Genomic DNA, 11,774 nt, shown 5'->3' with positions numbered 1-11,774 from the left:
GGGCGCCGATCATCTCACGGCTGCCACTGCTCGAACGCCTCCCGCATCACCTTCTCCCCGGCATTGCCCTTCTCGAAGGTCAGGATCGCACGGTTGCCGTTGGCGTAGCGGATCGGCAGGTCGATCCAGTTGCGCTTGAGCAGGAGGTCGGTGTTGCGCTCGATGTCGGCCTTGAGGTTCGAGAGGCCGATCAGGAACAGGTTGTCGCGCACCGGCACCGGCAGCCCGGAGACCGGGGAGCCGCGGCCGGTCTCGTCGTCCTTGAACTGGATCAGGCCGACGTCGCGCACGGTGCGGTTCGGGTCGGTGGGCGCGAAGGTGAGTTCGAGGATGTGCGAGGCTGGCAGGGTCGCGTCGGTGTTGCGGCGCAGCACCATCGCCAGGCTCAGGCCGGCGTCGGGCACGTCGACGGTGGCCCGCACCACGGTCTGGAGCGGCTGGCCCTGGCCGCCGTTCACGGCGTCGAGGCGCCAGACCACCCGGGCCTGCGTCGCCTTCGGGGCGCTGCCCTGGGGGCCGTTCTCCTCGTAGAGGGTGCCGCGCTGCGCCACCGCGATGTCGGGCGTCGGCGACGGGCGCGGGGTGCTGCCCTGCGGCGCGGCCGGGGCCGCCGGCGCGGGTACCGGCGCCGGGGGCGCCCGCTCGCCGCCGACCCGGTCGGCGAATTTCGAATCCTGGTTCTCGGCCGGACGGTTGGGGCCGTTCTCGGCGAAACCCGTCGGCAGGGCGGCGGGGTTGTCGCGCAGGGACCACGCCGTGACCGCGATAGCGCCGACAACCGCGGCCAGCACCGCCGCCACGATGCCGTTGCGCACCAGCCGCGAGCGGTCGCGCTTCGGCGCCACCACGTCGAGGCGGGGGCGCTGAGGGGGGGCGGCGCCCGCCTCGGGGTTCGCCGGCTCCTCCGCGGGATCGGGTGTGCGCGCCCGCGCCGGCGGCGGCTTCAGCTCGACCGGGGGGCCGGCCTCCGGCAGGGCGTCGGCGTGGTGCGGGGCCGGCGCCTCGGGCGGCGGCGGGTCGGGCGGGGCGGGGGGGGCGACGGCGCGCGACGGCTCAGGGGGCCTGACCGGTTCCGGCGGCGGCTCGGGCGCCGCCTCCGGCGGGGCGGGCCCCGGTTCGGGAGCGCCGCCATGCTCGATCTCGAGCCGGGCGATCGCCCGGTCGAGGGAGGCGCGCTCCGCCTCGATGTCGGCCTCCGACAGGGGCGGATCGAGGGAGCGGAGCTGGCCGATCAGCGCCGCGCGGGCGCGCTCGTAGACCGTGTGCCGCAGGTCGGGCGAACGGTCGGGCAGGGCCTCGAGGGCGCGGGCGAGCAGGGGGTAGTAATCGGCCATGGTCGCCGCATGCCTTGTCGTGCGGGGCAGCGGGCGTCAAGCTTCGCCCGCCTGTACGTTCTGGATTCCGCTCAATCCTCGAATGGGTTGTGGACCAGGATGGTGTCGTCGCGCTCCGGCGAGGTCGACAGCAGCGCCACCGGCGCGCCGATCAGCTCCTCGATCCGGCGCACGTACTTGATCGCCTGGGCCGGCAGGTCGGCCCAGGAGCGGCCCCCGGCGGTGGTCTCGCTCCAGCCCTCGAACGCCTCGTAGATCGGCTCGACCCGGGCCTGGTCGGCCTGGCTCGCCGGCAGGTGGTCGATCTCCCGGCCGTCGAGGCGGTAGCCGGTGCAGATCTGGATCGTCTCGAAGCCGTCGAGGATGTCGAGCTTGGTGAGCGCGATGCCGTTGATGCCCGACGTCCGCACGGTCTGGCGCACCAGGGCGGCGTCGAACCAGCCGCAGCGGCGCTTGCGGCCCGTGACGACGCCGAACTCGCGCCCGCGCTCGCCGATGCGCTCGCCGATCGCGTCGGTGAGTTCCGTCGGGAACGGCCCCTCGCCGACCCGGGTGGTGTAGGCCTTGACGATGCCGAGCACGTAGCCGATCGCGCCCGGGCCGAGGCCCGATCCCGTCGCGGCCTGCGCCGCCACGATGTTCGAGGACGTCACGTAGGGGTAGGTGCCGTGGTCGACGTCGAGGAGCGCGCCCTGCGCGCCCTCGAACAGGATGCGCTTGCCGGAGCGGCGGGCATCGTCGAGGAGCGACCACACCGTGTCGGCGAAGGGCAGGATCTTCGGGGCGATGGCGAGAAGCTCCGCCTTCAGCGCCGCGCCGTCGATCTCGTCGATGCCGAGGCCGCGGCGCAGGGCGTTGTGGTGGGCGAGCAGCCGGCCGATCTTGGCGTCGAGCATCTCGGCATCGGCGAGGTCGACGACGCGGATCGCCCGGCGGCCGACCTTGTCCTCGTAGGCCGGGCCGATGCCGCGCTTGGTGGTGCCGATCTTCAGCACCGCGTTCGAGGTCTCGCGGAAGTGGTCGAGCTCGCGGTGCAGCGGCAGGATCAGGGTCGCGTTGTCGGCGATGCGCAGGTTCTCCGGCGTGATCGCCACGCCCTGCTGGCCGATCTTGGCGATCTCCTCGACGAGGTGCCAGGGATCGACCACGACGCCGTTGCCGATGACCGAGAGCGTGCCGCCGCGCACCACGCCCGATGGCAGGAGCGACAGCTTGTAGGTCACGCCGTCGATCACGAGGGTGTGGCCGGCATTGTGCCCGCCCTGGAAGCGCACCACGACGTCGGCCTGCTCGGAGAGCCAGTCGACGATCTTGCCCTTGCCCTCGTCGCCCCACTGGGCGCCCACGACGACGACGTTCGCCATATCAACAATACCCGTCCCTGCCCGCCGCGCGAAAAGCCCCGGCGCATGGAAGGCGCGGGGCTGATCGGCTGCGGATGGTGTCACGCGTGTGCGCTCTTCGGCGATCCCGGCCGGGAAATCAAGCGACGGCCGGGCGCAGCCTCTCGAACGCCTTGCTCGAACGCCTTACTTGGCCTGGGTGTTCGGGCCCTGGCCCGGCAGCTCGCCCGGCTTGATCACCGGGGTCGAGTTCGGAGTCGGGTCCGGCGGCCGCACCGCCATGTCGGGGGCGCCGGTGGCCGGCGGCTTGATCACGCCGTCCGACTGCTGGAGCTTATCGCTCAGCGTCGAGCCGGTGGTGTCGGACTTGTCGGCGTTCGAGGTCGCGTCGCCGGGCCGCACCTTCTCGGGGATGGTCTGGTTCAGGGGCGGCAGGTTCGGGTCGCGGTCGCGCCCCTTCAGGGGCACCTCGGGCGACTGGGCGAAGGCGGCGGTGGCGCCGGCGACGATCGCCAGCACGGCCAGTCCGCCGCGCGTCAGCTTGGACATTCGGTTTCTCCCATCAGGGTTCTCCTGAGGGAAACAGGGCCGGCACCCGTCAGTTCCGGCCCCGCTTAGGCTTTAGCCGGCCGCCATCTCCAGGTAGAGGTCGCGCAGGCGCCGGGTCATCGGGCCGGGCTGGCCGCCGCCGACGCGGGTGCCGTCGATCTCGACCACCGGCATCACGAAGGCGGAGGCCGAGGTGAAGAACGCCTCGGACGCCTGAAGCGCCTCCTCGACCGTGAAGGCGCGCTCCTCCACGCTCAGGCCGTTCTCCTCGGCGAGCCGCATCACCGCCCGGCGAGTGATGCCGGGCAACAAAGCCGTCGAGAGCGGGCGGGTGACGATGCGGTTATCCTCGGTGATGATGAAGGCGGTGGAGGAGCCGCCCTCGGTCACGAAGCCGTCCTCGTGCATCCAGGCTTCCGCGACGCCGGCGGCGGCGGCCTGTTGCTTGGCCAGCACTTGGGCGAGCAGCGCCACCGACTTGATGTCCCGGCGCTTCCAGCGCAGGTCCTCGACGGTGATGATCTTGGCGCCGCGCTCGGCGAGCGGGTTGGCCGAGACGTTCTTGGCTTGCGTGAACATCACCACGGTCGGCGGCGTGCCCTCGGGCGGGAAGGCGAAGTCGCGCTCGGCCACCCCGCGGGTGACCTCCATGTAGACGAGGCCCTCCTTGAGGGCGTTGCGGGTGACCAGCTCCTCTTCGAGCTTCGTCCACTCGGCGATCGAATGCGGATTGCGGATGCCGATCTCGCCCAGCGACCGGTCGAGCCGGGCGAGGTGGGCCTCGTTGTCGACGAGGCGCCCGTCCAGCACCGCGCTCACCTCGTAGATGCCGTCGGCGAACAGGAACCCGCGGTCCATGATCGGGATCGTCGCCTCCTCGAAGGGCACGAAGCGGCCATTGACGTAGACGATGCGGGACATGCGGGTCTTCCTCTCGCGGGGCCGATCGGGCGGCCGTTCACGAACACGTCGTTCTTGAAGCACCAGCCGGAGCCCGGCCGCAAGCGCGATTCCGGCCGGCCCGCCCCGCGTGGCGCGTGCGCGCGCAGTGGTTGCGCGGGCCGGCGCCGACGCCCTATCGTCCGGCGACCACCAGAGGACACGACATGCGGCTCACCCCCGACGCGAAGGGCGTCTTCCCCATCGCCCCGACCCCGTTCCACCCGGACGGCCGCATCGACGAGGCCTCGGTCGACCGGATGACCGATTTCTACGGCGAGATCGGCGCGACCGGCCTCACCGTGCTCGGCATCATGGGCGAGGCCCCGAAGCTCGACGGCGCGGAAGCCGTGGCGGTCGCCTCGCGGGTGATCCGGCGCACCAAGCTCCCGGTCGTCATCGGCGTCTCGGCCCCGGGCTTTGCCGCGATGGGCTCGCTCACCCGCGCGGTGATGGATGCGGGCGCGGCCGCCGTGATGATCGCGCCGCCGCCGTCCCTGCGCACTGACGACCAGATCGTCGGCTACTACGCCCAGGCCGCCGAGGTGATCGGCCCCGACGTGCCGTTCGTGATCCAGGACTATCCGCTGACCCTGAGCGTGGTGATGACGCCCGGCGTGATCCGCCGCATCGTCACCGACAACCCGAACTGCGTCATGCTCAAGCACGAGGACTGGCCGGGGCTGGAGAAGATCTCGGCTCTCCGCGCCTTCCAGCGCGACGGCTCGCTGCGGCCGATCTCGATCCTGTGCGGCAATGGCGGCCTGTTTCTCGACTTCGAGTGCGAGCGCGGGGCGGACGGCGCGAATACCGGCTACGCCTTCCCGGAGATGCTGGTCGACGTCGTGCGCCTGAGCGCGGCCGGCGAGCGCGAGCGCGCCCACGACATCTTCGATGCCCACCTGCCGCTCCTGCGCTACGAGCAGCAGCCGGGCCTCGGCCTCGCGGTGCGCAAGTACGTGATGATGCGCCGCGGCATCCTGGCCTCGGACGCCCAGCGCAAGCCGGGGGCCGGGTTGTCGGCGACGGCGAAGGCGGAAGTGGACTTCCTGCTGGAGCGGTTGGGGCGGCACGATCCGCGGGCGCGGGTATGATGTCGCGCGGCGGCCGGGGCTAAGAGAAGGGCCCCCGGACCTTTCGCGTCATTCCGGATTCTCGGCTTCGCCGAGTCCCGGGGTGACGCGGAGCGCGGGGACACGTCCAACGGTCATTCAGGTCCGGCAGTCCGCTCTCGCTCAGGCGGCATCTTCCAGTGAGATGCGCAGCACGAAGCCGGCAGCGGTGGCGATGTTCACGAGGGCGTCGAGCGAGAATTTGTCCAGCTTGCCACGCATCAAGTCGTTGAGCCGAAGCCGGGTCAGACCCACTCGCGCTGCCGCCTGCTCCTGAGGCAAGTCCCAACTGCGAATCCGCTCGCGGATCTGGAGCAGCAGGTCGGCGCGCGCAGTCATGTTCGCGGCCTCGACCGGATCGTCGGTCAGCGCGTCGAAGACGCTCGCGAAGGCTTCGGTGGTCATCGGTGTGCCTGCCAGTCCCATCGCGCTGCCCGCGGTCGAGGATCGAACACCGCGCGGCGCCCGACCCCCTCCATCGCGTTTCTGCGTCTCAGCCCTCCGACCCGAACACCCGCCGGAAGATCGTGTCGACGTGCTTGAGGTGGTAGCCGAGGTCGAAGCACTCGGCGATCGCCTCGGGCTTGAGCGCCGCCGTCACCTCCTTGTCGGCCTGGAGCAGGGTGAGGAAGTCGCCCTCGCCGCGCCAGACCGGCATCGCGTTGCGCTGGACGAGGCGATAGGCGTCCTCGCGCGACACGCCGGCTTGCGTGAGCGCCAGCAGCACCCGCTGCGAGTGCACGAGGCCGCCGAGCCGGTCGAGGTTGCGCTGCATCTGCTCGGGATAGACCAGCAGCTTGTCGACCACGCCGGTGAGGCGGGCGAGCGCGAAGTCGAGGGTGACGGTGGCGTCCGGCCCGATCATCCGCTCGACCGAGGAGTGCGAGATGTCGCGCTCGTGCCAGAGCGCGACGTTCTCCATCGCCGGCAGCGCGTAAGAGCGCACCATGCGGGCGAGACCCGTCAGGTTCTCGGTCAGCACCGGGTTGCGCTTGTGCGGCATCGCCGAGGAGCCCTTCTGGCCCTCGGAGAAGTATTCTTCCGCCTCCAGAACCTCGGTGCGCTGGAGGTGGCGCACCTCGATCGCCAGCCGCTCGATCGACGAGGCGACGACGCCAAGCACCGCGAAGAACATCGCGTGGCGGTCGCGCGGGATCACCTGGGTCGAGACCGGCTCAGGGACCAGCCCCATATTCTCGGCGACGTACTCCTCGACCCGCGGGTCGATGTTGGCGAAGGTGCCCACCGCCCCCGAGATGGCGCAGGTCGCGACCTCGGCGCGGGCCGCGACCAGGCGGGCGCGGTTGCGCTCGAACTCGGCATAGGCCTGGGCGAGCTTCAACCCGAAGGTCACCGGCTCGGCGTGGATGCCGTGCGAGCGGCCGATGGTCGGGGTGAGCTTGTGCTCGAAGGCCCGGCGCTTGAGCGCGGCGAGCAGCCCGTCGATGTCGGCGATGAGGAGATCCGCGGCGCGGACGAGCTGCACGTTGAGGCAGGTGTCGAGCACGTCCGACGAGGTCATGCCCTGGTGGACGAAGCGCGCCTCGGGCCCGACGATCTCGGCCAGATGGGTCAGGAACGCGATCACGTCGTGCTTGGTGACGCGCTCGATCTCGTCGATGCGGGCGACGTCGAACACCGCGTCGCGGCCCTTCTCCCAGACCTTGGCAGCGGCCTCCTTCGGCACGACGCCGATCTCGGCCAGCGCCGTGGTGGCATGGGCCTCGATCTCGAACCAGATCCGGAAGCGCGTCTCCGGCGACCAGATCGCCGTCATCTCGGGCCGGCTGTAGCGGGGGATCATCGTCGGGGCTCCTGCTCATGGATGGGGAGGTTGCCGCGACGGCTATGGGATGCGGGGCGAGAAGGCAAGGAAGGGGCGTGAGGACAGCCTGCACGTGCTTCGAGGCCTCGCCGACATGCCGCAATAGAGCAGGAGCGACCTTGCCGGCACGTTGCGGAAAAATTTTTGCAAGATCAAATCATACAATCTCAGATACGAACCATGTATTGCGGCCTGTGGCGCACAAAGATGGAAATCAGTTTTCCATAATCGGATGTTTACATGATAAGTTGGCGGATATAGCGTAATGTATCACATATGACATCTGATAGTATTGTGTGAATCAAAAAGGAAGTGCTTGCGATGGCGGAAGGGTTGGGCGGTCCAATAATAAAAGCAGGTGTTGGAGAGGCAATGAAAATAACGTCGAGTGCGATATCTTTGAGCCTGCGGTGGATAAGAAGATATTTTTCTCATACGATCCTGCTGGAGGGTCAAAATTCATCAGGAAAAACGTCTTTCCGTGACTTTTTGCTGTCAGGATCTCTCCCGCCACATCCGAGGCCGATGGAGGAGACGCAGGACTTCAATAGCCGGTTGGCCAATATACACTTTCACAACGGCACAAGATCATTCAACAATTTTTCGTTCTGGATAAGAGACAGCCGGGGATTTTTTGACGCAAAGCCAATCGCCAAGGATGTGAAGGACCAAAAGCCCGCATTTTTGTATTTCATTTTTGACATACGAAGGATTATTGAAAATCCGACAGGTCCCGCAGCTGCCTTCGATGAAGAGGCGCTCGACAAGTATGGTGATACCGCGAAATGGTCGCGAATGCTCGGTGTGAGGATCAATGAGCTGGTCCCGCATGATTCGGCCGCCAAGAAGAAAATAAGCGGAATTGCGATTTTGATCAATAAGTGTGATAAAGTCGATGCTAACACGATGCATTCAAAGGTTGATTTCTTTAAGAGAGAAATTCTTCCATTTTTTGTAGATCTGCATCCAAAGCTTGGCGTTGGAGAAACAAATATCGACATATTCCGTACGACACTTTTGCGAGGCAAGAAATTGCCATCGGGAGAAGACTCCGAGCATCTGCTGGCGGTCGATTTCATGTTTCGGTGTCTTGAGCAAAAAGGTATGATCAAATGATCTATAATAATGAAGATGGCCTAGAAGGCGCGGCAATCGAGAAGACGTACTCCAGCAATACAATCCGCGATATTATTATCGCAAAAATTGCCGTTCAGGAAAAAATACTGAGCGTTATAAATTTTTCTTATTCGGTCGGATCGGCAGTGATATCGATCGTCTACACCCTGACAATTTGGGCTGCCAACCGAGAGCAAGTTGTTCGCATTTCCTGGTGCTTTATCGTATTGTTGCTTATTTTTTGCATCATCATGTTATATTACGGCCTGACAAGCAGGAGCGTACAGAGCGAGATGGAGCAGGCCGTGCTGAGGGACTATTCCGAGCCGAGTGCCACGACCGAGAAGCTGCTGAAAGATGTACTCATTGAAATAAAGCAAACAGCGTCGCGGCCGGTATTCTTTAAATCGGTACCCAATCAGAAAATAGTCGAATTCATAATTTGGACGCTTTTCATGACATTGGTTTTGGCGCTAAGGTTATATGAATAAAATACAATCGGAAATCTCGCTCCGCCAAGTCAAGGTTCAATTTGCGCGCATGCCGGGGGGCGGTCGCGAAACGCCCCGCCGGACTGCGGGCTCTCGAGTTCAGCTGTGATCAGAATCGCATCGTCAGCCCGCCATTCACCGCGTACCCGTCCCCACCCGTCCGGGCGAAGGTGGTGCCGCCGGTGAGCGTCAGGCTCACCCCCGGCGTCACGTCGGCAGCAAGGCCCGCCTCGACGAGGCCGTAGGTGCCGCGTGCCCCGCGACCGAGCGGGGTCAGGATCGGCAGGAGCGGGGTCGAGGTCAGCGAGGTCACCAGCGTGCGGCCGCCGTCCAGAAATTCGTGCTCGGCCGTCACGTTGACGAAGCCCCGCACCGGCAGGCCGACGAGGCTGAAGGGCGCGGCGCGCAGCTGCACGCCGGCGCGGCCGACGAGCGAGTCGAGGCCGGTGGCGCCGACGGCTTGCGTCAGCACCGGGTCGCCCCGCTCGGTATAGGCGCCGACCCGGGTGGTGGCGTAGGTGAGGCCGACGATTGGCCCGAGGCGGAACGAGCCGAAGGTGTCGAACAGGTAGCCGGCCTTGGCCGCCACCGCGACGCTGTCGCCGCCGGTGGCGCCGTTGAGCGGGTCGATCACGCCGGGCCGGGTGACGGAATAGTCGTGGCGGCCATAGGCCAGGACCGCGTCGGCGAAGAGGTTGGTCCCGGTGAACGAGCCGTAGGCGGCAAAGCCGTAGCTGTCGACGTCGATCGAGCCGGCGCCGCCCCGGAGGGTGGCGTGCGGGTTGGCGTAGTTGAAGGCGAAGCCGAAGCGCACGCCCGGCGCAGGCGTCGCCTCGATGCCGATCGTGCCGCTCGGGCTGTCGTAGTCGTAGCCGGTGGCAAATCCCCGGGTCGCCCGGCTGCCGCCGGCGTAACCCCCCTGGCCCCAGACGATCAGCGGGCTCGGGGCCCCGCCGAGCGGCGCGACGCCGGTGGTGCTGAGAGCCCCCGTCGCCTCGCCGGGCAGGGGCGCGAAGAGCCGGTAGGCGTCGAGGCGCTGGAGCAGGGCGCCGGCGAAGCTCGTCGTGCCGATCTGGCCGAGCTCGGCCTGGGCGGCGATGCCGTTCGGGGCCGCGAGCGCGTTCGCCATGTAGCGCGACAGGACGAGGTAGCCGCCCTCGGTCAGGTGCACCCCGTCGAGGGAGAGGTAGGTGTTCTGCACCGCCTTCGGGGCGGTGGCGCAGGCCGCGACGAGGGCGCAGGGCGTGCTGGTGTTCACGAAGCCGTAGCGGCCGGGATCGGCGATGATGCGCTGGAAGATCTGGCCGTTGTCGAGGAGGAAGATCCGGGTGCCGGCCGCCGAGTAGGGCGCCAGCCCGGCCTGCAACCCGTCGAAGTAGGTGCGGGAGAAGAGGTCGGCGGCGGCGGCGTTGCCGGAGGCCGCGACCCGCGGCAGGCCGTTGAGCGTGGTGAAGCCGTTGAACACGATCGTGCTCGCGCCGGCGCCAATGATCTGCCCGACGCTGCCCACGGCGTTCGCCGCCGAGGCCCGGCCCAGCAGCGGCGCCTGGGCGGTCGTGAGCCCGGAGAGCGCCGCCGCGATGCCGTCGTTGCCGCCGATATTGATGGCGACGAGATTGCCGGGGCCGAGGCGCTGGCCGCTCGCCAGGAACGCCGTCACCTCCTGGGTCAGGCCCGGCAGCAGGCTCGAGCCGACATTGCCGGGGCCGGTCTGGGCGCCGCCGACGGCGTAGTTGACCACGGCGGAATCGGGCAGGCCGTAGATCGCCTGGAGGCCGTCGACGAAGTTGGCGCCGTTGGAGTAGCGGCCGTTCACGTAGGGAAAGCCGAGGGGCCGGCCGGTGAGGCGCACGACGTTGCCGGTGTCGGCGTAGCTGTCGCCGAAGACCGTGAGCCCGCTCACTCCTTGCGCGGCCGCTCCCTGCGCTCCCGCCAGTGCCGTGCCGGCGAGGAGAGCCGCCGCCATGCCTGCACGCCGCAGGCGTCCGAAACCCGTGTCCATGTCGCTTCCCCCGAAGGCCCTGCGGCGTCGCCGCGCCGCTTTTGGGCCACAATGGGGCAGGCCGGGACCGGTCCGGTCAAGCTTTCGACGGTTCGGTTACGATACCGAAAAGATGTCGCGGCCGGCCTGTGGCCCGGCCGCGACACTCTCCCGGTACCGGGGATGTCTCAGGGTCAGGCCTCCTCCACCCGGGCCCAGCCGTTCGGCATCAGCCGCTCCTGGGGGGTGAACTTCGCCTTGTACTGCATCTTGCGCGACCCCTCGACCCAGTAGCCGAGGTAGAGGTAGGGCAGGCCGAGACCCCGGGCGCGCTCGATGTGGTCGAGGATCATGAAGGTGCCGAGCGAGCGCTCGGCCTCCGCCGGATCGTAGAACGAGTAGACCATCGACAGCCCGTCGGAGAGCACGTCGGTGAGGCAGACGGCGACCGGCGCGCCGGTGCCGCGGCCGTTGATCGCGGTGTCGGGCCCGCGCCTGCGGTAGACCACCAGGTGGGTCTCGACGTGGCTGTCCTCGACCATCATGGCGTAGTCGAGCACCGTCATGTCGACCATGCCGCCGTCGCCGTGGCGCGCGTCGAGGTAGCGGCGAAACAGCGCGTACTGCTCCGAGGCCGGGCGGTTGGGCTGGGCCTGGCCGACGAGGTCGCGGTTGCGCTTCAGCACCCGGCGCTGGCTGTCGCTGGGCGAAAAGTCGTCGACCACCACCCGCACCGAGATGCAGGCGCGGCAGGTCTCGCAGGCCGGCCGGTAGGCGATGGTCTGCGAGCGGCGGAAGCCCCCTTGCGTCAGGATCTCGTTGAGGTCGCGGGCGCGCCGGCCGACGAGATGCGTGAAGACCTTCCGCTCCTGCTGCCCGGGCAGGTAGGGGCACGGCGAGGGCGCCGTGAGGTAGAACTGCGGTGCGTCCCGCGGATGGCTGGTCACGCTTCGGTGTTCTCGCAGGGCTCGGGCCGGCGCGGGCGCCGGAAGGCCAGGATAGCACCGACGCGGCCCGCCTCAACAGGGGTGGATCGCGCCGGCGAAAAATCCTGACGGTTAAGCGCGGCCGGCCCCGAAGGTTG

11 protein-coding genes are annotated in these 11,774 nt (G+C 67.9%); 3 read left to right on the top strand and 8 right to left on the bottom strand.

What is annotated here, in order from left to right; translation table 11 throughout:
* Window positions 1-14: 14 nt before the first annotated feature.
* The 4 genes from ACS5PV_RS03325 to ACS5PV_RS03310 form a co-directional block, all read right to left on the bottom strand.
* The gene (locus ACS5PV_RS03325) at window positions 15-1,334 is read right to left on the bottom strand and encodes a histidine kinase (RefSeq protein WP_455393958.1); all 1,320 of its coding nucleotides are present in this window, start codon (window positions 1,332-1,334) and stop codon (window positions 15-17) included.
* A 71-nt stretch (window positions 1,335-1,405) separates the two neighbouring features.
* On the bottom strand, window positions 1,406-2,698 hold the full coding sequence (locus ACS5PV_RS03320; protein WP_455393957.1) for an adenylosuccinate synthase: 1,293 nt from the start codon (window positions 2,696-2,698) through the stop codon (window positions 1,406-1,408).
* Window positions 2,699-2,863: 165 nt separating this feature from the next.
* Window positions 2,864-3,226, bottom strand: a complete 363-nt coding sequence (locus ACS5PV_RS03315) for a hypothetical protein (RefSeq protein WP_455393956.1) — start codon at window positions 3,224-3,226, stop codon at window positions 2,864-2,866.
* Between the two features lie 72 nt (window positions 3,227-3,298).
* Window positions 3,299-4,147 carry a D-amino-acid transaminase gene (locus ACS5PV_RS03310; protein WP_455393955.1) on the bottom strand — a complete coding sequence of 283 codons (849 nt, stop codon included), beginning with the start codon at window positions 4,145-4,147 and terminating at the stop codon, window positions 3,299-3,301.
* 185 nt (window positions 4,148-4,332) lie between these two features.
* Between ACS5PV_RS03310 and ACS5PV_RS03305 the strand changes: the two genes are divergently transcribed.
* Window positions 4,333-5,259, top strand: a complete 927-nt coding sequence (locus ACS5PV_RS03305; protein WP_455393954.1) for a dihydrodipicolinate synthase family protein — start codon at window positions 4,333-4,335, stop codon at window positions 5,257-5,259.
* Between the two features lie 141 nt (window positions 5,260-5,400).
* On the opposite strand, the gene ACS5PV_RS03300 is transcribed toward ACS5PV_RS03305, so the two are convergent.
* Window positions 5,401-5,682, bottom strand: coding sequence for a helix-turn-helix domain-containing protein (locus ACS5PV_RS03300; RefSeq protein ID WP_455393953.1), 282 nt, complete (start codon window positions 5,680-5,682; stop codon window positions 5,401-5,403).
* Between the two features lie 88 nt (window positions 5,683-5,770).
* Window positions 5,771-7,081: an adenylosuccinate lyase gene (gene purB, locus ACS5PV_RS03295; RefSeq protein ID WP_455393952.1), complete on the bottom strand. Its 1,311-nt coding sequence runs from the start codon at window positions 7,079-7,081 to the stop codon at window positions 5,771-5,773.
* Window positions 7,082-7,423: 342 nt separating this feature from the next.
* On the opposite strand from purB, the gene ACS5PV_RS03290 reads away from it, so the two are divergent.
* Both ACS5PV_RS03290 and ACS5PV_RS03285 read left to right on the top strand, forming a co-directional pair.
* Window positions 7,424-8,218: a hypothetical protein gene (locus tag ACS5PV_RS03290; RefSeq protein WP_455393951.1), complete on the top strand. Its 795-nt coding sequence runs from the start codon at window positions 7,424-7,426 to the stop codon at window positions 8,216-8,218.
* On the top strand, window positions 8,215-8,709 hold the full coding sequence (locus tag ACS5PV_RS03285; RefSeq protein ID WP_455393950.1) for a hypothetical protein: 495 nt from the start codon (window positions 8,215-8,217) through the stop codon (window positions 8,707-8,709). The genes ACS5PV_RS03290 and ACS5PV_RS03285 overlap by 4 nt, the downstream gene beginning before the upstream one ends.
* 109 nt (window positions 8,710-8,818) lie before the next feature.
* Here ACS5PV_RS03285 and ACS5PV_RS03280 read toward each other — a convergent pair whose 3' ends face one another.
* Together ACS5PV_RS03280 and ACS5PV_RS03275 are read right to left on the bottom strand one after the other, a co-directional pair.
* The gene (locus ACS5PV_RS03280; RefSeq protein WP_455393949.1) at window positions 8,819-10,711 is read right to left on the bottom strand and encodes an autotransporter domain-containing protein; all 1,893 of its coding nucleotides are present in this window, start codon (window positions 10,709-10,711) and stop codon (window positions 8,819-8,821) included.
* A 173-nt stretch (window positions 10,712-10,884) separates the two neighbouring features.
* Complete coding sequence (locus ACS5PV_RS03275) at window positions 10,885-11,637, bottom strand: arginyltransferase (protein ID WP_455393948.1); 753 nt, start codon at window positions 11,635-11,637, stop codon at window positions 10,885-10,887.
* Window positions 11,638-11,774 lie beyond the last annotated feature (137 nt).

The sequence above is a fragment of the Methylobacterium sp. Gmos1 genome, assembly GCF_053764715.1.
This window is presented reverse-complemented; position numbering and strand designations above follow the sequence as displayed.

Bases quoted from the DNA above. Each gene is read 5' to 3' on its own strand.
- purB (WP_455393952.1), bottom strand. From the start codon at position 7,081: ATGATCCCCCGCTACAGCCGGCCCGAGATGACGGCGATCTGGTCGCCG.
- ACS5PV_RS03290 (WP_455393951.1), top strand. From the start codon at position 7,424: ATGGCGGAAGGGTTGGGCGGTCCAATAATAAAAGCAGGTGTTGGAGAG.
- ACS5PV_RS03280 (WP_455393949.1), bottom strand. From the start codon at position 10,711: ATGGACACGGGTTTCGGACGCCTGCGGCGTGCAGGCATGGCGGCGGCT.
- ACS5PV_RS03300 (WP_455393953.1), bottom strand. From the start codon at position 5,682: ATGACCACCGAAGCCTTCGCGAGCGTCTTCGACGCGCTGACCGACGAT.
- ACS5PV_RS03320 (WP_455393957.1), bottom strand. From the start codon at position 2,698: ATGGCGAACGTCGTCGTCGTGGGCGCCCAGTGGGGCGACGAGGGCAAG.
- ACS5PV_RS03325 (WP_455393958.1), bottom strand. From the start codon at position 1,334: ATGGCCGATTACTACCCCCTGCTCGCCCGCGCCCTCGAGGCCCTGCCC.
- ACS5PV_RS03305 (WP_455393954.1), top strand. From the start codon at position 4,333: ATGCGGCTCACCCCCGACGCGAAGGGCGTCTTCCCCATCGCCCCGACC.
- ACS5PV_RS03285 (WP_455393950.1), top strand. From the start codon at position 8,215: ATGATCTATAATAATGAAGATGGCCTAGAAGGCGCGGCAATCGAGAAG.
- ACS5PV_RS03315 (WP_455393956.1), bottom strand. From the start codon at position 3,226: ATGTCCAAGCTGACGCGCGGCGGACTGGCCGTGCTGGCGATCGTCGCC.
- ACS5PV_RS03310 (WP_455393955.1), bottom strand. From the start codon at position 4,147: ATGTCCCGCATCGTCTACGTCAATGGCCGCTTCGTGCCCTTCGAGGAG.